21 protein-coding genes are annotated in these 21,398 nt (G+C 66.6%); 5 read left to right on the top strand and 16 right to left on the bottom strand.

Translation table 11 applies throughout. The annotated features are described in order from the left end of the window. Positions 1 to 64: 64 nt before the first annotated feature. The 4 genes from ACQPXH_RS04770 to ACQPXH_RS04755 form a co-directional block, all read right to left on the bottom strand. Positions 65 to 949, bottom strand: a complete 885-nt coding sequence (locus tag ACQPXH_RS04770) for a thioesterase family protein (protein ID WP_433601130.1) — start codon at positions 947 to 949, stop codon at positions 65 to 67. 108 nt (positions 950 to 1,057) lie between these two features. Continuing rightward, the gene (locus tag ACQPXH_RS04765) at positions 1,058 to 1,921 is read right to left on the bottom strand and encodes a sugar phosphate isomerase/epimerase family protein (RefSeq protein ID WP_433603306.1); all 864 of its coding nucleotides are present in this window, start codon (positions 1,919 to 1,921) and stop codon (positions 1,058 to 1,060) included. 143 nt (positions 1,922 to 2,064) lie between these two features. Beyond that, a complete protein-coding gene (locus ACQPXH_RS04760) occupies positions 2,065 to 3,732 on the bottom strand; it encodes a hypothetical protein (RefSeq protein WP_433601129.1) in 1,668 nt (555 codons plus the stop codon). Continuing rightward, on the bottom strand, positions 3,729 to 4,760 hold the full coding sequence (locus ACQPXH_RS04755) for a hypothetical protein (protein ID WP_433601128.1): 1,032 nt from the start codon (positions 4,758 to 4,760) through the stop codon (positions 3,729 to 3,731). The genes ACQPXH_RS04760 and ACQPXH_RS04755 overlap by 4 nt, the downstream gene beginning before the upstream one ends. Positions 4,761 to 4,879: 119 nt before the next feature. Between ACQPXH_RS04755 and ACQPXH_RS04750 the strand changes: the two genes are divergently transcribed. Both ACQPXH_RS04750 and ACQPXH_RS04745 read left to right on the top strand, forming a co-directional pair. After that, positions 4,880 to 5,707: a hypothetical protein gene (locus ACQPXH_RS04750; protein WP_433603305.1), complete on the top strand. Its 828-nt coding sequence runs from the start codon at positions 4,880 to 4,882 to the stop codon at positions 5,705 to 5,707. Between the two features lie 141 nt (positions 5,708 to 5,848). After that, positions 5,849 to 6,181, top strand: coding sequence for a hypothetical protein (locus ACQPXH_RS04745; RefSeq protein WP_433601127.1), 333 nt, complete (start codon positions 5,849 to 5,851; stop codon positions 6,179 to 6,181). Positions 6,182 to 6,263: 82 nt separating this feature from the next. On the opposite strand, the gene ACQPXH_RS04740 is transcribed toward ACQPXH_RS04745, so the two are convergent. The 7 genes from ACQPXH_RS04740 to ACQPXH_RS04710 all read right to left on the bottom strand — a co-directional run bounded on the left by ACQPXH_RS04740 (position 6,264) and on the right by ACQPXH_RS04710 (position 13,506). Beyond that, complete coding sequence (locus ACQPXH_RS04740; RefSeq protein WP_040696229.1) at positions 6,264 to 6,953, bottom strand: response regulator transcription factor; 690 nt, start codon at positions 6,951 to 6,953, stop codon at positions 6,264 to 6,266. Continuing rightward, positions 6,950 to 8,185: a sensor histidine kinase gene (locus ACQPXH_RS04735; RefSeq protein WP_433601126.1), complete on the bottom strand. Its 1,236-nt coding sequence runs from the start codon at positions 8,183 to 8,185 to the stop codon at positions 6,950 to 6,952. Before ACQPXH_RS04735 ends, ACQPXH_RS04740 begins: the two co-directional genes overlap by 4 nt. Positions 8,186 to 8,615: 430 nt before the next feature. Next, entirely contained in the window at positions 8,616 to 9,353 is a 738-nt protein-coding gene (locus tag ACQPXH_RS04730) for a phosphoglyceromutase (RefSeq protein ID WP_433601125.1), read from the bottom strand. 51 nt (positions 9,354 to 9,404) lie between these two features. Then, positions 9,405 to 10,310: an ROK family protein gene (locus ACQPXH_RS04725; RefSeq protein WP_433601124.1), complete on the bottom strand. Its 906-nt coding sequence runs from the start codon at positions 10,308 to 10,310 to the stop codon at positions 9,405 to 9,407. A gap of 262 nt (positions 10,311 to 10,572) precedes the next feature. Continuing rightward, entirely contained in the window at positions 10,573 to 11,076 is a 504-nt protein-coding gene (locus ACQPXH_RS04720; RefSeq protein WP_433601123.1) for a YbjN domain-containing protein, read from the bottom strand. Then, on the bottom strand, positions 11,073 to 12,509 hold the full coding sequence (gene mshA, locus ACQPXH_RS04715) for a D-inositol-3-phosphate glycosyltransferase (RefSeq protein ID WP_433601122.1): 1,437 nt from the start codon (positions 12,507 to 12,509) through the stop codon (positions 11,073 to 11,075). The genes ACQPXH_RS04720 and mshA overlap by 4 nt, the downstream gene beginning before the upstream one ends. A 175-nt stretch (positions 12,510 to 12,684) precedes the next feature. Then, positions 12,685 to 13,506 (bottom strand): alpha/beta fold hydrolase, encoded by an 822-nt coding sequence (locus tag ACQPXH_RS04710; protein ID WP_433601121.1) that lies wholly within the window; start codon positions 13,504 to 13,506, stop codon positions 12,685 to 12,687. Positions 13,507 to 13,558: 52 nt separating this feature from the next. Between ACQPXH_RS04710 and ACQPXH_RS04705 the strand changes: the two genes are divergently transcribed. Then, positions 13,559 to 14,293 (top strand): SDR family NAD(P)-dependent oxidoreductase, encoded by a 735-nt coding sequence (locus ACQPXH_RS04705; RefSeq protein WP_433601120.1) that lies wholly within the window; start codon positions 13,559 to 13,561, stop codon positions 14,291 to 14,293. A 123-nt stretch (positions 14,294 to 14,416) separates the two neighbouring features. Then, the gene (mscL, locus tag ACQPXH_RS04700) at positions 14,417 to 14,863 is read left to right on the top strand and encodes a large conductance mechanosensitive channel protein MscL (RefSeq protein ID WP_433601119.1); all 447 of its coding nucleotides are present in this window, start codon (positions 14,417 to 14,419) and stop codon (positions 14,861 to 14,863) included. Between the two features lie 60 nt (positions 14,864 to 14,923). Here the strand turns inward: mscL and ACQPXH_RS04695 are convergent, their stop codons facing one another. From ACQPXH_RS04695 to ACQPXH_RS04675, 5 genes are all read right to left on the bottom strand, one after another. Continuing rightward, the gene (locus ACQPXH_RS04695; protein WP_433601118.1) at positions 14,924 to 17,299 is read right to left on the bottom strand and encodes an ATP-binding cassette domain-containing protein; all 2,376 of its coding nucleotides are present in this window, start codon (positions 17,297 to 17,299) and stop codon (positions 14,924 to 14,926) included. A gap of 188 nt (positions 17,300 to 17,487) precedes the next feature. Then, entirely contained in the window at positions 17,488 to 17,898 is a 411-nt protein-coding gene (locus ACQPXH_RS04690) for a VOC family protein (protein ID WP_433603304.1), read from the bottom strand. 20 nt (positions 17,899 to 17,918) lie between these two features. Next, entirely contained in the window at positions 17,919 to 18,353 is a 435-nt protein-coding gene (locus tag ACQPXH_RS04685; RefSeq protein WP_433601117.1) for a helix-turn-helix transcriptional regulator, read from the bottom strand. Positions 18,354 to 18,391: 38 nt separating this feature from the next. Beyond that, positions 18,392 to 19,636, bottom strand: coding sequence for a L,D-transpeptidase (locus ACQPXH_RS04680; protein WP_433601116.1), 1,245 nt, complete (start codon positions 19,634 to 19,636; stop codon positions 18,392 to 18,394). 68 nt (positions 19,637 to 19,704) lie between these two features. After that, the gene (locus ACQPXH_RS04675) at positions 19,705 to 20,838 is read right to left on the bottom strand and encodes a UDP-N-acetylmuramate dehydrogenase (RefSeq protein ID WP_433601115.1); all 1,134 of its coding nucleotides are present in this window, start codon (positions 20,836 to 20,838) and stop codon (positions 19,705 to 19,707) included. Between ACQPXH_RS04675 and ACQPXH_RS04670 the strand changes: the two genes are divergently transcribed. Beyond that, positions 20,837 to 21,322: a DUF2505 domain-containing protein gene (locus tag ACQPXH_RS04670; RefSeq protein WP_433601114.1), complete on the top strand. Its 486-nt coding sequence runs from the start codon at positions 20,837 to 20,839 to the stop codon at positions 21,320 to 21,322. The two genes, ACQPXH_RS04675 and ACQPXH_RS04670, sit on opposite strands and share 2 nt — an antisense overlap. Positions 21,323 to 21,398 lie beyond the last annotated feature (76 nt).

The following is a 21,398-nucleotide window of genomic DNA, read 5'->3' as shown; positions in this document are numbered from 1 at the left end:
GCTCGGCGCTGGGGAAGAGCCAGGGTCCTGTCGCCGCTGGGGGTCCTATCGCCGCTGTGGGGTCCTATCGCCGCTGTGGCACCAGCGCGAGCTGACGGCTCTGCGCGACGACCGCACCGGTGGAGTCGAGAATCAGCTGGTCCTCGTCGAACATGCGCTCGCCGACCTCATGGCTGGTCGCGATGATCCGCAACCAACCCGGGGCCGGGCGACGGCGCAGGTAGGTCGTCATCTGAACGGTCGGGGCCCAACCGGTCTGGCCGAGGTTCGCCAGGACCGGCGGGCTCATATCGGCGGACATGATCGCGAAGTACATGGCGATATCCGGATCCTGTTGGTCACCTTCGAACGGGCGCATCCAAAGACGCAGGCGCGGTTCACCTTTCGCACCGTCGAGGAATCGGGCCCACTCCCGATCGATGAATAGTTCGGCGCCGCGCGCCACATGGACGACCTTGCCCATCGACGAATCCCGGTAACCGACGGCGTCGGCGGGCGGTTCGATCGGCATTTCAGCATGCCGCTGTGCGTAGATCGGGTCGGCGTCATCGAGATGACCGAAGGTGAACGCGGTGCGCACCAGCGTGCGCCCGCTCTGGATCAGGTCCACATCGACCAGGCAGATCTGGCGACCGACCTTGCGGATGTGCACCTCGTACTCGACCTCGCCGGGCTCCGGTGCACCGAGGAAATCGGAGCTCGCCGCGATGGGCGCCATGACCACCAGGGCCGGATCGGAGGCGCGCAGCCAGCGGGTGGCCGCGGCGGCGCTGATCGCGACCATGGTGCCGCCGTGCACCTTCGGCCCGATGGTCCAGATTTTGTCGATGGTGCCCAGGTAGCGGCCGGTATCCGGATTGGCCGACAGCAGTTCGGTCAGTGTGCACACCCGGCTGAAGGGTGCGTCCGTCGTGGTGGCCTGCGCGTGTTCGGCGGTCAGCTCCGGCATCGTCACTCCTGTCGTCGGTCGGCCGTGTCGGCGGGACACAGCGTTCGTACAGCGTAGAACGAAGCGATTCGGGTCGGCATTCCCTTCTGCGGACAGATCGGTGCGGCGTCACACCTGATTCGCGTGCGTCGGGGCCGGAGCGGGCGCGTTGAGGTGTGCTCTGGCGAAGTCCAGCGTGCGGTTCAGCATGCTCGTGCGGCCCTGGGCGGTACGCGCATTCTGGGTATTGATCTCGGCGACCGCGTGACCGGCGAAACCGGAGCGCAGCAGTGCCGCGCAGAGCTCGACGCACGGCTGCGTGCCCTCGCCCGGCACGAGATGCTCGTCGTGCGCCGCACCGCGGCCGTCGGCGAGATGCAGGTGCGCGAGCCCGGTGCCCATCCGTGCGGCCAGCGCCAGCGGATCGGCGCCCGCGGTCGCGGTATGCGAGATATCGAGGGTGTAGTGCCGGAATCCGGTATCGGTCGGATCGTAGGACGGGCTGAAGGCGGTCACGCCGGGACCGGGACCGCCGCGGCGCTCCAGCCGCTTCGCCGACCCGGTTTTGCGTCCGAAGAGGGTGTCCGCGCGCATCGGGAACATATTCTCCACCGCGACGATGACGTGGCTGTGCTCCTCCAGTTCGGCCACCTGATCAGTGAAGCCCTGCGCATACCTGCGCTGCCAGCGGAACGGCGGATGCACCACCACGGTGCCCGCGCCGAGCGCCTCGGCCGTGCGCACACTGCGCTCGAGTTTGGCCACCGGATCCGAGCCCCAGACCCGCTGCGAGATCAGCAGGCACGGTGCGTGGATCGCCAGTACCGGCACACCGTATTTGCGCGAGTAGGCCTGGACGGTGGCGATGCTCTGGCTGGCCGGCTCGGCCCAGACCATCAATTCGATGCCGTCGTAACCGATTTCGGCCGCGTATCGGAAGGCCGCCTCGGTGTTCTGCGGATAGACCGAGGCCGTCGAGAGACCGACGAGGATCTGCTGAGCGCCGAATCCGCCGGCCGCTTCGACCGGCGAATCGGGTTCGGTGCGCACGTCCGGATCGGGAGCGCGCCCCCCGGTCACGTTCGCCGTTCTGGTGTCGTCCGCCTGCCCGATATTCCCCACAGCCTGCTCCCTGCTCAGTTCGTACTGAGTAGAAAGGCTAGCGGTCCCAGGGTGACGAAGATGCCGACGACGACGGCTATCACCGTGCTGAGGATGTCATCGGTGCGCCGCAGTATTCGCACCAGCGCCACCAGACCAAGGATCACGATCATCGCCAGGCACAGCGCCACCCAGGGCAGCATTTCCCACATGCGCTCGAAGCCCTTGAAGAGCAACATCCCGGCGACTGCGGCACCGGTGCTCTGACCACCGAGAATCATCCACTGGCGGCGATTTGTGTCGTACTCCGACTTGCGTGCGACCCGCGAGCGAGCACGTCTCGGGGACAGGCGGGAGGCGAAAGAATGATCCGAATCGACATCGTCGTCGTCGAAATCCTCGTCGTCGAGGACATCACCGGTCGGGAACGGTTCGTACACATCGGTCAGACCGTCGTACACATCCGGCTCGGCGGGCTGCGATCGGCCACGTCGCCCACGCCCGTTGCGTTCAGCGGCGCGCCCGTTCGCCCGCTCGGCCTCGGCACGTTCGACTTCGTCGCGCAGCAGGTCGCCCGCCACGGTCTGACCGGAGACGAGTTGCTGATCCTGACTGGCCAGCGACCACGCGGCGGTAGGGATGCTCCCGGATTCGGGCGCGTTGCCCTTGGGCGGTACATGTCTGCGCACCGACCAGGCGGGCAGTCCCCGATCGGCCGGACCGTCCAGTCGTGCGGATCTTCGCTGATCCAGCGGCTCGGGATGGGCGCCGCGTGCCGGACCGTCCGGCCGCGGGGGCATCGGCAGCGGCGCGGATTCCGGTGCGAAGCCGCTGGTGGACGGCGACCACGGCGCGGTCGAGGGTCCGGCGTTGTCGGCCTCGGCCTCGGCCGCGGCCTCCGCCGCGCGTCGCCGGGCGGCCCGGCCGCCGAATCTCGATCCGTTCGGCGGGCTTTCGGGCGGCGCGCCGATGCCGCGGCCGAGATCGCGCAGCGGCTGTACGTCGGTGGTCTCTTCCTCCGGTTCGGCATGCCGGCGTCTGCGGCCGGTGCGTCCGGAGCCGACCGCGCCGTCCGCAAGCGGGTCCCGCGCATACGGATCCGGTGCCGGGGCGTAGGGATCGGGCGCCGGGGCGTACAGATCCGAGATCGGCGCGGACAGCGGATCCGCGGGCGCGGAATGCCGCGACGAATCCGCGCCCGGCATTTCCCGCCCCGGCATGATCCGGCTCGAATATCCCGGCGCGGGCAGCGGATCGGCGGGCGCCTCCGCAGCGGCGTACGCCGAGAGCGGGTCGTACCGCGTGATCGGCCCCGACATCGGCGAGTAGTTGGATGATTCGGGTGCGGCGTACGGCGCCGGATCCGGCGCGGCGTACGAAGTGGGTTCCGGCGCAGGCGTTTCGAAACCGGACCCCGCGTACCCGCCGGACTGGAAACCGGAGGGTTGATAACCCGACGCGTCGTACCCGTTGGATTCGTACGACGGCGGTTCGTACGCCGGTTCGTCGTCCTCGGGTGCGGCGTGCGCCGAATGGCCGCCGCCGCCCGCCGGAATGGCAGGCAGATCACCGGTCAGCTCGGCAACCGAGATGCCGCGGCCACCGCGCCGCCGCCGCCCGCCGCCACCGGGTGATGCCGCGCCCTGCTGGCCGTTTCGTGCCAGCAGCTCGGCAACCGATAGCTGCTTGGAATCCTCACTCATGACGACACCGTTTCGATCGGGCCCGATAGATCGCCGCCGGGCACCGGCTTACCGCTCGTTTCCACAACGGCACCCGGCAATGCCGTAGCCCTCGGTCCACCGTTCATATCGGTATCCAGTTTGCGCAGGATCAGCCCCTCGCGCAGTGCCCACGGACAAATCTCGAGGGTGTCCAGCGATAGTGCCCGCATACTCGCCTCCGCGACCAATGCGCCAGCCACCAATTGCTGTGACCGATCGGAACTTACGCCTTCCAATTCTGCACGGTCCGCCGCCGTCATTCTCGAGATGAAGGCAATCAGTTGGCGCAGACCTGAGCTGGTGAGTGTACGGCGCACCCGCAGCCCGGCCGAAGAGGGCGCCGCTCCGGTCAACCTGGCAAGCGACCGAAACGTCTTCGATGTGCCGACCGCGAGATCCGGTTTCCCCACGTCCAGCAGTTGTTTCGCGGGTGCGACGAGTTCCGCGTCGAGCCAATCGCGCAGCACCGCGACGCGGCGTTTGCCCGGTGGATCCTCGCGCAGCCATTCTCTGGTCAATCTTCCGGCGCCGAGTTGCAGCGAGACCGCGAGATCGGGTTCCTCATCGCCGCCGTTGGTCATTTCCAGCGAGCCGCCGCCGATATCGAGATTGAGGATCCGGCCCGCGCTCCAGCCGTACCACCGGCGCACGGCGAGAAAGGTGAGCCGGGCCTCGTCGACACCGGCGAGCACCTGCAGTTCGACGCCGGTTTCGGCGCGGACCCTGGCGAGTACCTCATCGGAGTTCGCGGCCTCACGCAGCGCGGAAGTCGCGAACGGCATCAGCTCGACGCAGCGGGAAGTCTCGGCGATGCTGGCGAATTCGGCGACCGTCGCGATCAGCCGTTCGGCCCCCTGGACGGTGATGCGGCCCTCGGAATCCATATTCTCCGATAGCCGGAGAGTGGCCTTTGTCGAGCTCATCGGCATCGGGTGACCACCGCGATGGGCGTCCACCACAAGCAGGTGGACGGTATTGCTTCCGACATCGAGTACCCCAAGCCGCACATGAATACGGTACTGGGTGAACCGGCCCTTTAGCCCAGGCGACTGAACTGTTAGCGTCCTGAAGTGTGACGGTAGGCGCAGCGAACAGCGGCTCCAAGAGACCCCCACCAGCGCGGAAGATCGATCCGGCGCCGGAGGTCGATCTCGACTTTCCCCGTGAATGGATCGAGTTCGTGGATCCAGCAAACGACGAGCATGTGATCGTCGCGGATTTGACCTGGCTGCTGTCGCGCTGGACGTGTGTCTTCGGAACTCCGGCCTGTCAGGGAATTCTGAGCGACCGCCCCGATGACGGCTGCTGCTCGCACGGTGCGTTCCTCTCCGACAAGGACGACCGCAAGCGTCTGACCAATGCTGTGAAAATGCTCACACCGGGCGACTGGCAGCTGATGGACGAAGCGACCGATGCCGAGGGCAAGATCACCAAGAAGGGCTATCTGGAACTCGACGAACTGGAGGACGAGCCCGCCCTGCGCACCCGCCGCTTCGACGGCGCCTGCATTTTCCTGAACCGCCCCGGCTTCGAGGGCGGCGTCGGCTGCGCGCTGCACACCATGGCGCTGCGCAAGGGCATCGAGCCACTCGAGGTGAAGCCGGACGTGTGCTGGCAGCTGCCGATCCGGCGGACCCAGGATTGGGTGGAGCGCCCAGACGGCGTGCAGATCCTGAAGACCACCATCACCGAATACGACCGGCGCGGCTGGGGTCCCGGCGGCGAAGACCTGGACTGGTACTGCTCCGGCTCCCCTGACGCGCATGTCGGCGCCCGTCCGGTGTGGCAGTCCTACGCTCCCGAGCTGAAGGAATTGCTCGGCGTACCTGCCTACGAAGAGCTGGCCAGGCACTGCAAGCGGCGCGAGGGACTCGGCCTCATCGCGATCCATCCCGCGACCGTGCATGCCGACCGGATGAAATCCGACCAACCCATCGCCGACCAGTCGGCGTGAGCCTTGCATAGGTGGTGGCCTCGCCTGCGCTCGGCCAAGCGCAAGAGACTATCGGCGGACTTCGTCCGGCTGTGCTCGAAGTAGGGGCGATTCACCTGCCCGCCATGCGGGCTTTACTCACATACGGTTGGATGTGCGGTCATGTTGAAGAAAGCCCTGACCCTGACCGCCATCGCGCTCGGCGCCACCGCCGCACTGACCGGTGCCGCGCATGCCGAACCCAATGGCGACCCGGCCAAATACGCCGATTTCACCGCCGACTTCCTGCCCGCCAACACCCCCGAGGCGATCAACGCTCAGGCGAACGGCAAGAACCTGATCATGAGCCCGTACGGCGTCACCCACACCATCGCGTGCCGCGGCACCAGCGCGGCCGACATCTACGAGTGCATGCAGGAAGACGATCTCGGCTGGATCACCCTGCACAAGCAGGACGTCCCCGGCCTCGGGCCCACCTGGGTCTACCTGCCCTGATTCGGACGCACGCAGCAGACGTCGAGGTTGTCGGGGCCTCGGCGGCTGCGCTTTGTAGGAACTTTCAGGGGGGTGCCGGCGGTCAAGCCTCGAGCTTGTAGCCGAGGCCGCGGACGGTGACGAGGTGCTCCGGCTTGGCCGGATCGCCCTCGATCTTCGAGCGCAACCGCTTGACGTGCACGTCGAGGGTCTTGGTGTCGCCGACATAGTCGGCGCCCCAGACCCGGTCGATCAGCTGGCCCCGGGTCAGCACTCGCCCGGAATTGCGCAGCAGATATTCGAGCAGATCGAATTCCTTCAACGGCAGCGTGACCTGCCTGCCGTTGACGTGCACGGTGTGGCGGTCGACATCCATCCGGACCGGTCCGGCCTCGAGCACACCGCTCTCATTGCCGCCGTCGAGTTCATCGCCCGCGCCGCGGCGCAGCACGGCCCGGATGCGGGCGATCAGTTCGCGCGCCGAGTACGGCTTGGTGACGTAGTCGTCGGCGCCGAGTTCCAGGCCGACTACCTTGTCGATCTCGCTGTCGCGCGCGGTGACCATGATCACCGGTACGCCGCTGCGGGTGCGCAGCTGTTTACACACGTCGGTGCCGCTCATGCCGGGCAGCATGAGGTCGAGCAGCACGATATCGGCGCCGGAGCGGTCGAATTCGGCGAGCGCGGACGGTCCGTCACCGACCACGGTGACCTCGAATCCCTCCTTGCGCAGCAGGAACGCAAGCGGATCGGCCAGCGACTCCTCATCTTCGACGATCAGAACACTCGTCATCTGCGTGCCTCCACACCATTCGGTCTGCCCGGCCCCGTGGGGCGCGGGTGTGTTTCTCTCATGCTCACCACGGAACCGTCGACCTCTTCTTCGCCGCCGGCTTCATGATGGGCAGGTATTCGCAGGGTGAACGTCGATCCGGTGCCGAGCTTGCTCCACAGGGTGATTTCACCGTTGTGGTTGGCCGCCACGTGCTTGACGATAGCCAGGCCGAGCCCGGTACCACCGGTGGCACGCGAGCGCGCCTTATCGGATCGGAAGAATCGTTCGAAGACCCGCTCCTGGTCTTCCTTGGCGATACCGATGCCGCGATCGGTCACGGCCATCGCGACGTGATCGCCGCGCAGTGAGCGGCTCACCGAAACGTGGGAGCCCGCGAGTGAGTACGCGATCGCGTTCTCCACCAGGTTGGACAGTGCGGTGACGAGCAGGGTTTCGTCGCCGAGCACCTCGAGTCCGCTCGGGCGATCGGTGCTGACGGTGATGCCAGCGGCCTCGGCGGCGGTTCGGGAGCGATCGACCGCCTGCGTGACCACGGAGTCGACGTCGACCACCTCGAGCTCGGGTAGCTTTTCCGCACCTTGCAGTCGCGAGAGTGCGATCAACTCGGTCACCATCTTGCCCAGGCGCCGGGATTCACCGAGTACGCGCTGACCGAAGTGTCGGACCGCGTCGGGATCTTCGGCGGATTCCAGCATGGCCTCGGCCAGCAGGCTCATCGCGCCGACCGGAGTCTTGAGTTCATGGCTGACGTTGGCGACGAAGTCGCGGCGGGTGGCCTCCATGCGGGCCTGCTCGGAATCGTCGTCGGCGAACAGCACGGTGAAACTGGTCTCTTCGCGCGACAGCTGCCTGGCCACTCCACGCACCGCGATCCGGCTGCGGCCGGGCAGCGGCTTCTCCGCGGTGAGATCGAATTCGGTGGATTCGCCGGTGGCGAGCACCTTCTCCACTGCGGCCCAGGCGCGTTCGTCGAGCAGCCGGTTGCGAACCAGGCCCAGTTCCTCGGCGCGCGGATTGACCAGCACCACATCGCGGTATTCGTCCACGACCGCGATTCCGCTCTCGGAGGCGAGCACGATCAGGTCGAGTACCTGGGACATGGTGAGACCGGAATCCGCCTGTCTGCGGGCGGCCTGCCTGGCGTTCATGAACGGGATAAGTAGCCCGCCGACTGCCAGGCCGACGACAGCCGCGAGGACTGCCAGTAGGACGGCCTGGGGAACGCTCACACTTGAATCGTACGGTCGCCAACCGACAACCTAACTCGGGGTACGCGAAGTTTCACGCAGGTCATGGGCACTTCCAGGCCCGTTAGCCGCTTGTTTACGCGTTGTTCGCGCGAGAGAGTCCGGATCGTTTTCACTCCGGCGAATCCGACATTGCCGACCGCACCGAGTCGCTGCCGGGTGAGCCGCTCGGTCTCTTCGAGCGCGACCGTGCGCGCCCGGTCCAGGCGGGCCGGGGGCACGCCGTCGGGGATCTGGTTCAGTGGCGGTCGACCGCTAACTGACCGCGATCCGCGCACCGGCCCCATTTCGGATCGAGGCAAACGATGTGCCACCGGCGCGACCCGGCAAGCGGATCAGCGGTGTCCCGCCGAGAAACGACAAGGCGCCGCGACCGAGGCTGGTCGCGGCGCGTATGTATCGAGGTAGGCGCTTATTTGCCGCCCTGGCTGGCGACGGCCGCGGCCCCCGCGGCGGCGGCCTCGGGGTCCAGGTATTCGCGCGGACGAACCGGGCGCAAGTTCTCGTCCAGCTCATAGCGCAGCGGAATACCGGTGGGGATATTCAGCCCGGCGATATCGTCATCGGAGATCCGGTCCAGGTGCTTGACCAGCGCGCGCAGCGAATTGCCGTGCGCCGCAACGAGAACGGTCTTGCCCGAGAGCAGATCCTTGGAGATGGTCGACTCCCAGTACGGAACCATGCGGTTCACCACGTCGAGCAGGCATTCGGTCTTGGGGACGTCGATACCGTCGTAGCGCGGATCGCTCTCCTGGCTGTACTCGTTCGACGGGTCGATCGGCGGCGGCGGCGTGTCGTAGCTGCGCCGCCACAGCATGAACTGATCGTCGCCGTACTGGTCGCGGACCTGCGTCTTGTTCTTGCCCTGCAGATCGCCGTAGTGGCGCTCGTTCAGGCGCCAGTCGCGCACGACCGGGATCCAGTGCCGGTCGGCGGCGTCCAGCGCGATGTTCGCGGTGCTGATCGCGCGCCGCAGCACGGAGGTGTAGACGATATCGGGCAGAATGCCGTGCTCGGCCAACAGTTCCCCGGCGCGCTTGCCCTCGGCGATGCCCTTGTCGGTCAGGTGCACATCCACCCAACCGGTGAAAAGGTTCATGGCATTCCATTCGCTCTCGCCGTGGCGCAGCAACACGAGGGTGTACGTCATGCAGGCCATTCTGGCATGTACGCGAACCGGCCTCGCATCCGTTCCCACTGCTCAGGAGATGGCATCGGCCGTATCGTGGCCGGCGGCGAGTACACCCGCGCCAACCAGGGTGGCGCCATTGGTGATTCGCGACGGCACCACCTGCAGCTCGCGCAGGAAGTCCAAACCCGCGTGCCGGGTCAGTGCCGCGCGCAGCGGTTCCCACAGGGGTTCGCCGGACTGCGCGAAGCCGCCGCCGATCACCACCCGATCGATATCGAGCGTCGAGGCCGCGGAGGCAATGGCCGTGCCGAGGGCGGTTCCGGCCCGCTGCAACGCGGCGAGTGCGATCTCGTTGCCGGTGTGCGCTGCCTTCGCCAGCCCGGCGCCGGTCTCGCCGCGCCACCCCTGTTCGCGCGCCCAGCGCACCGATGACATACCGCTGGCGATCGCCTCGACGCAGCCGACGCCGCCGCATTCACACGGGACATCCCAACCCGGCACCACGATATGGCCGACGTGTCCGGCATTGCCGGTGCGCCCGAGCACCACCCGACCGTCGGCGATGATGCCGCCGCCGATGCCCGAGGAGACCGTCATGGCCAGGCCGTTCGGAATGCCACGCAGCGCGCCGACGTGATGTTCGGCCAGGGCAAGGCAGGCACCATCGATGGCGAATCGCACTGCGGCGGAAGGGAACAGCCGCTGTACCTCGGCCACGACCGGAAAGCCCGGCTTCCATTCCGGAATGTTCAGCGGACTGGTGACACCGGTGCGCACATCGACCGGTCCGGCCGAACCGATCCCGATCGCCGAGACCGTCGCGTCACCGGCCACCTCGAGCAGCAGGTCGCGGCACGCCGCCCACACCGATTCCCGCGGCACATCGATCCGCCGCACATCGCGTACCTTCCGGCCCCCGTAGACCACCCCGGCGGCGAATTTCGTCGCACCGATATCCAGAGCAAGAACCATCATCGCCGGGCTGCCTCTGTGTTTGATTTGCAGCGCCTGCGGCGCTGCGTGTTCGCGGCCCCCTGGTGTCTCGCGTCCGAGCCGTCGAGACTCGCGACTTCGTCGCATGCGCTTCGACGACTCGGACGCGAGACGGACCGCGAATGTCGCTCGTAAGACTCGCTCCCCGGTGGTTCCCTGCGTTGGATGGTCCAGACATTCCAACAGTGAGCATTCGACCGGTGACCGTTTTCGCTACGCAATCGACACACTCGCTCGGGCTGGTTCAAGGCTGGTCGGCAGTCTCGACCAGATGCTCGAAGGCGCGCAGGTTCTGCAAGGATTCGCCGCGCGATACCCGCCACTTCCATTCCCGGCGAATGGATTCGGCGAAGCCGAGTTCCAGCAGGACATTGAAGTCGGCGTCGACGGCCTCGAGGATCTGGCCGAAGATCCGATCCAGTTCATCGGAGGTAACAGCATGGGTGGCCACGCGGCCGACCAGATAGATATCGCCGACACGGTCCAGGGTGTAGGCCACACCGTAGAGGCGGCGGTTGCGACGCAGCAGGAATTTGTAGACGCCCTCGAAGTTCTCGTCGGGCTTGCGGCAGACGAACGATTCGATCCGCAGTCCGTGCTTGCCGACGGTGAGCATCACGGTGGTCTGGAGTTTGCGATCACCGGGCAGGATGACGACGAACGTCTCCTGGCTGGGATGGGTGTACTCGATTTCGCGCTCGCGCAGCGTTTCGTCGATCAGCTGTGCGGTCGCGGCTGCCGTGCTCATCGGTGCGCTCCCGTCCGGCGCCGCCACAGCGCCCGCGATCTGGTCTGACTGATCTCGCCGAGGAGAACAGCACTGCGTTCACCGGTGAGGCTAGTGCGTTCGTCCGGCAGCTCGGCCAGTGCGGCCTCGAAGACCTTGCGGCGGCCCGCACCGAGACCGGCTCGCATCGCACGGAAATCGGCCAGCGCCGCCGAATAGCTGGCGAGCAGTCCGTCCGCGGTGTGCTCCCAGGAGAAATGGCCGGCGTGCTCGACCGCGCGCAAACCCATCCGACGTAGTCGCTCGCCGTCGTCGAGCAGATGGCCGAGGGCATCGGCCCAGTCCGGCGTCCGATGCCCGGGGACGAGCAGGCCGGTCTCACCGTGACGCACGGCGGTGCCGAGTCCGCCGACATCGGCCGCGAGCACCGGGGTGCCACTGGCCTGCGCCTCGATGGCGACCAGACCGAAGGATTCGTTGTAGCTGGGCACCGCGACCAGGTCAGCGGCGCGATACACCTGGACCAGGCGATCCGGCGGCTGCGGTGGCAGGAAGGTGACGTGCTCGGCGATGCCGAGCGCGGCCGCGAGTTCGATCAGTGAATCGGGACGCTCCAGTCCGGTGCCGGACGGGCCGCCGACGATGAGCACCCGCAGCTTGCGCGCCGGGTCGCGGTGCAGCAGCTCGGCGGCCGCGCGGACCAGCACATCCGGGGCCTTGAGCGGCTGGATGCGGCCGATGAACGCGACGATCCGCTCGTCGGTGGCCAGGCCCAATTCGGCTCGGGCCGCGGCCCTTTCACCGGGACAGTAGCGAGTCAGATCCGCGCCGGGCGGCACCACATCGATGCGCTCGGGATCGGCGCCGTACAGCTCGATCAGCTGGTGCGCCTCTTCCGCGGTATTGGCGACCATGCGATCGGCCTCGGCGATCACCTGCTTCTCGCCGATCTCGCGGGTCGCGGGTTCGGGGCAGTCGCCCTCGGCCAGCGCCGCGTTCTTCACCGCTGCCAAGGTGTGCGCGGTGTGCACCAGCGGCACCCGCCAGCGGTCGCGCGCCAGCCAGCCGACCTGACCGGACAACCAGTAGTGCGAATGGACGAGGTCGTAGTGTCCGGGCTGGTGTCTGGCCTCTTGGCGCAGCACCTCTGCCGTGAACGGGCACAGCTGGGTCGGCAGGTCGTGCTTGTCCAGCCCCTCGAACGGGCCCGCCACCACATTGCGCACCAGAACCCCCGGGGCGGCCTCCTGGACCGGCGGGACGTTCGAAGAGGTGGCCCGAGTGAAAATCTCGACCTCGGTGCCGCGTCGGGCCAGCTGAACGGCGGTTTGCAGGACATAGACGTTCATGCCGCCTGCATCGCCGGTACCCGGTTGAGCAAGTGGTGAGGTGTGCACCGATAACACGGCGATCCGATTCGGCCGTAGGTCCGGGCGTTGACTCACACCATCCATAGTGCACGTTGAATTGCCCAACCCAGACACCGTATCCGGGCCGAGTGACAGTCGTCACAGCAGTTTCGTGAGGGTTCTCACGCGCGGTGCAAATATCTGCCCGGCGCTGATCTCGGCGCCGGGACACGACAAGTCTGCTCGAGCCGAGCGTGCGGCGCCAGCGAATTTCGGACGGTTAATCAAGACCGTCGACGAACGCGCTCACCTCGGCGACGAAGCGCGCCCGATCCTCGATGAACAGCCCGTGCTGCGCGCCCTCCCAGAACGAACCGCGGCCGTCGGGCACCGCGTCGAGGATGTAGCGACCGTTCTCGATCGGCACGACCGGATCCTTGGTTCCGTGCAGGACCAGCACCGGAATGTCCAGGGCACGTAGCGTTTCGGTGTTGTCGACGGTTCGGTAGAACAGCGCCTTGCGCACCCGGGGCGGTGTGCCGAGGCTCGCACCGAAGATGCGCTGCGCATCGACGCCTTTGTCCGGGCCGGGTCCGGTATTGGCATTGCCGAAGGCGCCGAACGCGCGCAACGCCCTACCCGCACTCTCCTCGAATACACCGGGAATGGCCTCCTGCATGGCCGAACCGGTCTCCGCACCGGGTGCGCGACCAATATTGGCCATCGAACCCGAGTAGATGACGCCCGCGACCGCGCCGGTGCCGTAGGCGGTCAGATAGTCGCTGATCACGATGCCGCCGTAGGACCAGCCGAGCAGCACCGCATCGGATCGGATGCCCTCGGCGCCGAGCACCGCGGCGATATCGGCGGCCCAGTTCTTCGGATCGTCGTAGCCGGTTTCCGGGGCGTCGGAGTAGCCGTGGCCGCGCAGGTCGACGGCGAGCACCCGGAAGCGCTCGGCCAGCTCGTCCGCGGCCGCGCCCCAGCACCGCAAATTGGCCGACCAGCCGTGTACCAGCACCAGCGGCCTGCCGTCGGCCGGGCCGCCGACCCGATAGACGATGCTCGTCCCGTCCGCACTGACCGCTTCCCGAATAGCCATGCCACCGAGGCTAACGGCGGCCGGGCCGGTGCGGGATCCTAGGATCGCGATCATGAGCATTCGCACTGCCGTCGTCACCGGAGCCAGCTCGGGAATCGGGGAGGCCACCGCCCGGGAACTCGCCGAACAGGGCTATCACGTGGTCGTCGGTGCGCGCAGGCTCGATCGGCTGCGGCGCCTCGCCGACGAAATCGGTGGCACCGCAATCGAACTCGATGTGACCTCGGACGATTCCGTTGGCGCGTTCACCGAAGCGATCGAGAACGCCGATGTGCTCGTCAACAATGCGGGCGGCGCGAAGGGTCTGGCACCGGTGGCCGAGGCGGATCTGGACGACTGGCGCTGGATGTGGGAAACCAATGTGCTCGGCACGCTGCGGGTGACCAAGGCGTTGCTGCCGAAGCTGATCGCCTCGGGCGACGGGCTCGTCGTGACCATCACCTCGGTCGCCGCCTTCGAGGCCTACGACAACGGCTCCGGCTACACCTCGGCCAAGCACGCGCAGGCCGTACTGCACCGCACATTGCGCGGCGAACTGCTCGGACAGCCGGTGCGGCTCACCGAAATCGCGCCCGGCGCAGTGGAAACCGAGTTCTCGCTGGTGCGATTCGCCGGAGACGAGGAGCGTGCCGCCAAGGTGTACGAGGGCATTGATCCGCTGGTCGCTCAGGACATCGCGGAGATCATCGGGTTCGTGGCGTCGCGACCGTCCCATGTGAATCTGGACCAGATCATCGTCAAGCCCCGTGACCAGGCCGGTCCCGGACGCTTCGCTCGCCGCGGCTGAGGGAATCGACGATACTCCATCCGAATGAGCGTTTCCCGATTGCTGTGAGTTCGCTCCGGAGTAGGGCGAGCGCTAGCATCGGGTGTTTGAAACGCATTTGACCAGATTGGAGTAACTCGGCTCATGCTCAAGGGTTTCAAAGATTTCCTGATGCGCGGGAACGTCATCGATCTCGCCGTCGCGGTGGTCATGGGTACCGCGTTCACCTCGGTGGTGACGGCGGTGACAAAAGGAATCATCAATCCGCTGCTCGCGGTATTGGGTAAGACCAATGAGCTGGGACTCGGCGTTCAGCTGGTCTCGGGTAAGCCGGCCACCTTCGTCGCCATCGGGCCGATCATCACCGCGCTCGTCGACTTCGTGCTGGTCGCGGCGGTGCTGTACTTCGTGCTGATGGTGCCGATGAAGACACTGAAGAACCGCTTCGGCACCGCCAAGGTGGCCGAGCCGTCCGAGATCGAATTGCTCATCGAAATTCGCGATCTGCTCGCCGAGCGGCACAAGGATGCGGTCGTCGACACCGAATCGTTCGGTAAGGACGGTTCGCTCGTCAAGGAGAACGCGCGGTAATTGCCACGCGCCGAATATGTTTCGCCCCCGCACGGTTCTCCCGAGCGGGGGCGTTTTCATTCAGGCGCCGATGTATGCTGCCAGGTGTTCGCCGGTCAGGGTGGCCCGCTCGGCGACCAGGTCGGCGGGCGTGCCCTCGAAGACGATCTTGCCGCCGTCGTGGCCCGCGCCGGGACCGAGGTCGATGATCCAGTCGGCATGGGCCATTACCGCCTGGTGGTGCTCGATGACGATGACCGACTTACCCGAGTCGACCAGCCGGTCGAGCAGGCCGAGCAGCTGTTCGACATCGGCGAGATGCAGGCCCGTCGTCGGCTCGTCGAGGACGTAGACGCCGCCCTTGTCCGCCATATGGGTGGCCAGCTTGAGCCGCTGCCGCTCGCCGCCGGACAGCGTGGTGAGCGGCTGACCGAGGGTGAGGTAGCCGAGCCCGACATCGGCGAGCCGGTCCAGGATCTTCTCCGCGGCCGGTGTGCGCGCCGCGCCGTCGCTGAAGAACTCCCGCGCCTCGGTCACCGACATCGCGAGTACCTCGCTGATATCGCGGCCGCCGAGGTGGTACTCGAGCACCGCGGCCTGGAACCGTTTGCCCTCGCATTCCTCACAGGTGGTGGCGACACCGGCCATGACCGCCAGGTCGGTGTAGATGACGCCCGCGCCATTGCAATTGGGGCATGCGCCCTCCGAATTGGCGCTGAAAAGCGCTGGCTTGACGCCGTTTTCCTTCGCGAATGCTTTGCGGATCGGGTCGAGCAGTCCGGTGTAGGTCGCCGGGTTGCTTCGGCGGGAGCCGCGGATCGCGCCCTGATCGACCGACACCACATCAGCACCGGCCGGAATGGAGCCGTGCACCAGCGAGCTCTTGCCCGAACCCGCGACGCCGGTGATGACCGCGAGCACACCGAGCGGAATGTCTACATCGACATCCCGCAGGTTGTTGGTCGATGCACCGCGAATCTCCAACGCGCCGTTCGACTTTCGGACCGTCTTCTTCAGCGCCGCGCGGTCGTCGAAGTGGCGGCCGGTAATGGTGCCACTGCCGCGCAGCCCATCGACGCTGCCCTCGAAGCAGACGGTGCCGCCGCCGGTACCCGCGCCCGGACCCAGGTCGACGATGTGGTCGGCGATGACGATCGTCTCCGGCTTGTGCTCGACGACGAGCACCGTATTGCCCTTGTCCCGCAGCCGCAGCAGCAGTTCGTTCATCCGCTGGATGTCATGCGGGTGCAGCCCCGCGGTGGGCTCGTCGAATACGTAGGTGACGTCGGTGAGTGAGGAGCCGAGGTGGCGGATCATCTTGACGCGCTGCGCCTCACCACCCGACAGCGTGCCCGCGGGCCGTTCCAGCGACAGGTATCCGAGTCCGATTTCCACGAACGAGTCGAGGGTGTGCCGCAGCGAGGTCAGCAGCGGCGCCACCGACGGCTCCTTCAGCCCGCTGACCCATTCGGCCAGATCGCTGATCTGCATGGCGCAGGCGTCGGCGATGCTGATGCCCTTGATCTTCGACGAGCGCGCCAGTTCGCTGAGTCGGGTGCCGTCGCATTCGGGGCAGATCTGGAAGGTGACCGCCCGCTCCACGAAGGCGCGGATATGCGGCTGCAGCGCGTCGACGTCCTTGGCAAGCATCGACTTGCGGATCCGCGGGATCAGACCCTCGTAGGTCAGGTTGATGCCATCGACCTTGATCTTGGTCGGCTCTTTGTAAAGCAGATCGTTGAGTTCGCGCTTGTTGTACTTCTTGATCGGCTTGTCCGGGTCGAAGAAGCCGCAACCGGTGAAGATGCGGCCGAACCAACCGTCCATGCTGTAGCCGGGGATGGTGAGCGCACCCTCGTTCAGCGATTTGGTGTCGTCGTACAGCTGGGTCAGATCGATATCGTTGACCGACCCCCTCCCCTCACAGCGCGGACACATGCCGCCGGTGATGCTGAAGCTGCGGCGCTCCTTCACTGTCTTCCCGGCGCGCTCGATCGCGACCGCACCCGCGCCGCTGATCGAGGCGACATTGAAGGAGAACGCCTGCGGCGAGCCGATATGCGGCTTGCCGAGTCGGCTGAACAGGATGCGCAACATGGCACTCGCGTCGGTGGCGGTGCCGACCGTGGAGCGCGGGTCGGCGCCCATGCGCTGCTGGTCGACGATGATCGCGGTGGTCAGCCCGTCGAGCACGTCGACCTCGGGGCGCGCCAGCGTGGGCATGAAGCCCTGCACGAAGGTGCTATAGGTCTCGTTGATCAGCCGCTGCGACTCCGCGGCGATGGTGTCGAATACCAGCGAACTCTTGCCCGAGCCGGAAACACCGGTGAACACCGTCAATCGGCGCTTCGGGATCTCGATGCTGATGTCTTTGAGGTTGTTCACGCGTGCGCCGAGCACGCGGATCAGATCGTGGCTGTCGGCAGCGTGAGCTTGCGTGTCCGTCTTCTCGGCCATAACTGATCGGTTCTCCATCTGGTTGCGCGGGGCGCGTGCGCGGTCTGGGTCGGAGTCGACTGGCTCGATCTAATCAGCTTCGAGCAGTGCGTTCGGTAGTTCTGTCGTGGCAAATTTGCTCGCCATGGGGGTCGACACCGGTGGCTTGCGGCCGCCACCGGCGTCGAGCGCGGCGATTGTCAGAAGGCTCAGCTCAACTGTTGGATACGGACCATGTTTCCGGCGGGATCGCGGAAGGCGCAATCGCGAACCCCGTATGGCTGATCGGTCGGCTCCTGGACGACCTCGGCATTGGTGGCCTGCACCTTCTCGAAGGCGGCGTCGACATCCTTGGTAGCCAGCAGGATGCTGGCGTAGGTGCCCTTGGCCATCATCTCGGCGATGGTGCGGCGCTCGTCGTCGGTGATGCCGGGGTCGGCGGTCGGCGGGTGCAGGACGATGGATGTGCCCGGCTGGTCGACCGGGCCGACGGTGAGCCAGCGCATCCCGTTGAATCCGACGTCTCTGCGCAGCTCGAAGCCGAGGGCGTCGCGGTAGAAGGCCAGAGCGGCCTCCGGGTCGTCCTGTGGGAGGAAGCTCGCTTGAATGATGATGTCCATGGCGTTCACGCTAGTTGCCCCTAGTTGACCGGCGCTTCTCTATTCCTGATCGGTCTCGTCACCCGTTTCACGACGAGCGTCGGCAGATCCACCGTGGTGTGCTCGGCCTGCTCCCGGTAGGCGCTCGGCGGCATTCCGACCAGCTCGGTGAACCGTGTGCTGAAGGTGCCCAGCGACTGGCAGCCGACCGCGAAACAGACCTCGGTCACGCTCAGATCGCCACGCCGCAACAGCGACATCGCGCGCTCGATGCGCCGCGTCATCAGATAGGAGTACGGCGACTCGCCGTAGGCGAGCTTGAACTGGCGGCTCAGGTGACCGGCCGATATGTGCTCGTCGCGGGCCAGCCGCTCGACGTCGAGCGGCTGCGCGTACTCCCGGTCGATCCGGTCGCGGACCCGACGCAGGCGCGCGAGCTCGCGCAGGTTGTCCCCCGTGGCTGGTCTGCTGGTCACCTGACCGATCGTCGCATGTCGCGCCGGGTTTGCCTAGCTCAGCGACCGCCGGCGGGCAACGGCGGCACCGGTGTCGCGGACACCGGATTCTTGGGTTCGCCCTGCAATGCCGACAGCCCGGTCCAGGTATTCCAGTCGATGGTCCAGTCGTAGAGATCGCCGTCGGCGGCCGACAGTGCGATCGACGTGCCGGTCACCTCGACCGGATCGCCGTAGAGCGCGGTCGGAAAGTAGGCCTGCGCGTCACTCGGCGACAGGTTGATGCAGCCGTTGGTGACATTCGAAGACCCCTGTGCCGAAAGGGATTCCGGATTGGCGTGGATGAATTCGCCATTGTTCGAGATGCGTACGGCCCAGCGTTCGCGAACATTGGTGTAGAACGGCGGATTCGACATCATGAAGTCTTCGTACTTCTCGGTGACGACGTGCACACCGGAGCGAGTGACATTGCGCGCCTCATTGCCCTCGCCGTAGCTGACCGGGATATCGACGACGACCTGTCCGTCGCGCACGACCTGCATACGATGGCTCGGTGCGCTGGCCTTGACGATCTGGCTGCGGCCGATGCGGAAATCCGACGTGAGATCGGAATATCCATAGTTTCCGCCGCCGAGATCCAGGCCGTAGAGCTTGGCCGCGACGTGCACGGTGGTGCCGGGCGCCCAGTAATCCTTCGGCCGCCAGTGCACGCGCGAGCCCCCGTTGTCGTCCGGGAACCAGGCCCACGCGCCCTCGGTCGGTGGATTGGTGGTGATGGTGAGCGCCTTCTCCACCGCGGCCTTGTTCTGCACAGATCCCTTGAACTGCAAGATGATCGGGGCGGCTATGCCGACTTCCTGGTTATCGGCGATATTGAGCGTCGCGGGGAAGGTGTTCTTCGGTGCCAGCGTGGTGAAGGCGCCGTCGATCGGGACCGGCTTGTGGTCGGTGCCGACCACGGTGCCGGACCAGGTGTATTTGGCGTCGTAGCCGAGCGGTTCGGTGGTCCGGTAGCTGTGCCTGTCCGCGGCGAGTTCACCGGCGACCTGCTTGCCGTTGGCGTTGGTCAGCGCGATCTGATCGATGGTGCCGTCGGTGACGGTGACCGAGATCGGTGCGGTCGGATTGACGTTCTTGGTGTCGGTGCCCGGTGTCAGCGTGACCTTCGCGACGGGGGTGTTGTCTTGAGCGGAGTTGCTGTTTCCGCCTTTGTCGGATGTGCATCCGGCCACCAGCGCGACCACCACGAGCAGCACGGCGGAGACGGCGGCGGCCGGTCTGTGGATGACTGGATGATGGCTCACTTCATCGAATTTACGCGGCGAAAACCGTCCGACCGGCCTTGCGAAGAGTGCGGTGTCCGTTTCACCGTTTAAAGAGCGACTCCGATGGGTACCGGCTCCGGCTCCAGCCGGATACCGAATCGCTCGGCGACACCGTCGCGGACGGTGCGGGCCAGTGCGACCAGATCGGCGGCGGTCGCGCTGCCGCGGTTGGTCAAGGCCAGCGTATGTTTCGTGGACAGCCGGGCCGGCGCGTCATGGCCCGGAAATCCCTTGGCGAAGCCCGCCCGCTCGATGAGCCAGCCCGCGGAGAATTTGACGCCGTCGTGGGCCGGATAAGTCGGGATCGTGACGTCGCCCACATGGGCGATGATCGCAGCCTTCACTGCCTCGACGCGGTGCACCGGAACCACCGGATTGGTGAAAAACGAGCCCGCACTCCAGGTGTCGTAATCGGCGGTGTCGAGCACCATGCCCTTGCCCGCACGCAACTTCAGCACCGCCGCCCGGACCTGATCGGCGGGCCGGGAGTCGCCGTTGCCCGCGCCGAGTGCGTTCGCGAGTTCGCCGTAGCGCAGCGGTGCGCTCGCGCCGTCGGAGTTGAGTGCGAAGTCCACCGCGAGCACCACGGCGGTATCGCGATGCTTGAGTGCACTGGTGCGGTAGCCGAAGCCGAGCTCGGCCGGTTCGATCCAGCGGATCTCGCCGCTCGCGCGATCCAGCAGGCGCACCCCGCGCAGCAGGCTTTCGACCTCGACGCCGTATGCCCCGACATTCTGTACCGGCGTCGCACCGGCCGATCCGGGGATGCCCGACAGGCATTCCAGCCCGCCGAGACCGGCCTCGATCGTGGCCGCGACCACCGCGTCCCAGTTCGCACCCGCCTCGGCGACCACACCGTGCGCGCCGATCTCGACGGTCTCGTTGCGCACCAGTACCACGACACCGTCGAAGCCGTCGTCGCCGATGAGCAGGTTGGATCCGCCTGCGAGCAGCAGTAGTGGAATGCCGGCGGTGTCCAGCGTCCGGACGGTCGCGACCAGTGCTTCGGTCGTCGCACATTCCGCGACAGTGGCCGGACCGCCGATCCGCAATGTGGTCAGCTCGGCCAGCCGCACCGATTCGCGCAGCCGCGCGCCGCTATCGACCAGCAGCTCGCGCAGCCGGTCCGCCGACACCACCCGTGAAGTTTGCACGCCCCAGACGGTAGCGTGTTCGACCATGGCTACACCCCTGGCGTACACGGCTCGCTACTCGCATCCGGTTGCCGCCGTACGCGCGGCCTTCGCCGATGAGCAGTACTGGAAGGACCGCATCGCCGAGGTGGGTGGCGATAATGCCCGGCTGGACTCGGTCACCGTCAATGGCGGCCAGGTCAAGGTCGAGATGGTGCAGGTCATCGCCGCCGATCTGCTGCCTGCCGCGATCACCGCGGTGCGGCCCGGCGATCTGATCATCCCGCGCACCGAGAGCTGGACCGGCGATTCGGCCACCTTCACCGCGCGGGTCGAGGGTGCGCCCGCCGAGGTCAACGGGACCATCGAGCTCACAGCCGACGGCTCCGGTTCGGTGGCCGAGACCAAGGGCACCATCGAGGTGAAGATTCCGCTGTTCGGCGCGAAGATCGAGACCGCGATCGCGGAGCGGTTGACCGAACTGTTGGCGAACGAGGAAGAGTTCACGAACAACTGGCTCGCCGAGCGCTGAGCTGTTCATACCGCGATTCTGTTCGGACGATGTGCGGATTCCGCGTGGCGTGGGTGTGACGATTGTGCGAATCCCC

Origin of the sequence: Nocardia sp. CA-135953 (assembly GCF_050955735.1) — a bacterium.
Taxonomy (GTDB): Bacteria; Actinomycetota; Actinomycetes; order Mycobacteriales; family Mycobacteriaceae; genus Nocardia.
Note: the sequence above shows the minus strand (reverse complement) of the source record. Positions and strands in the feature narration are given on the sequence as shown.

Excerpts from the sequence above, each read along its gene's own strand:
- ACQPXH_RS04770 (WP_433601130.1), bottom strand. The coding sequence starts at position 949 with ATGCCGGAGCTGACCGCCGAACACGCGCAGGCCACCACGACGGACGCA.
- ACQPXH_RS04760 (WP_433601129.1), bottom strand. The coding sequence starts at position 3,732 with ATGAGTGAGGATTCCAAGCAGCTATCGGTTGCCGAGCTGCTGGCACGA.
- ACQPXH_RS04745 (WP_433601127.1), top strand. The coding sequence starts at position 5,849 with ATGTTGAAGAAAGCCCTGACCCTGACCGCCATCGCGCTCGGCGCCACC.
- ACQPXH_RS04740 (WP_040696229.1), bottom strand. The coding sequence starts at position 6,953 with ATGACGAGTGTTCTGATCGTCGAAGATGAGGAGTCGCTGGCCGATCCG.
- ACQPXH_RS04730 (WP_433601125.1), bottom strand. The coding sequence starts at position 9,353 with ATGACGTACACCCTCGTGTTGCTGCGCCACGGCGAGAGCGAATGGAAT.
- ACQPXH_RS04725 (WP_433601124.1), bottom strand. The coding sequence starts at position 10,310 with ATGATGGTTCTTGCTCTGGATATCGGTGCGACGAAATTCGCCGCCGGG.
- ACQPXH_RS04720 (WP_433601123.1), bottom strand. The coding sequence starts at position 11,076 with ATGAGCACGGCAGCCGCGACCGCACAGCTGATCGACGAAACGCTGCGC.
- mshA (WP_433601122.1), bottom strand. The coding sequence starts at position 12,509 with ATGGATGGTGTGAGTCAACGCCCGGACCTACGGCCGAATCGGATCGCC.
- ACQPXH_RS04710 (WP_433601121.1), bottom strand. The coding sequence starts at position 13,506 with ATGGCTATTCGGGAAGCGGTCAGTGCGGACGGGACGAGCATCGTCTAT.
- ACQPXH_RS04705 (WP_433601120.1), top strand. The coding sequence starts at position 13,559 with ATGAGCATTCGCACTGCCGTCGTCACCGGAGCCAGCTCGGGAATCGGG.
- mscL (WP_433601119.1), top strand. The coding sequence starts at position 14,417 with ATGCTCAAGGGTTTCAAAGATTTCCTGATGCGCGGGAACGTCATCGAT.
- ACQPXH_RS04695 (WP_433601118.1), bottom strand. The coding sequence starts at position 17,299 with ATGGCCGAGAAGACGGACACGCAAGCTCACGCTGCCGACAGCCACGAT.
- ACQPXH_RS04690 (WP_433603304.1), bottom strand. The coding sequence starts at position 17,898 with ATGGACATCATCATTCAAGCGAGCTTCCTCCCACAGGACGACCCGGAG.
- ACQPXH_RS04670 (WP_433601114.1), top strand. The coding sequence starts at position 20,837 with ATGGCTACACCCCTGGCGTACACGGCTCGCTACTCGCATCCGGTTGCC.
- ACQPXH_RS04675 (WP_433601115.1), bottom strand. The coding sequence starts at position 20,838 with ATGGTCGAACACGCTACCGTCTGGGGCGTGCAAACTTCACGGGTGGTG.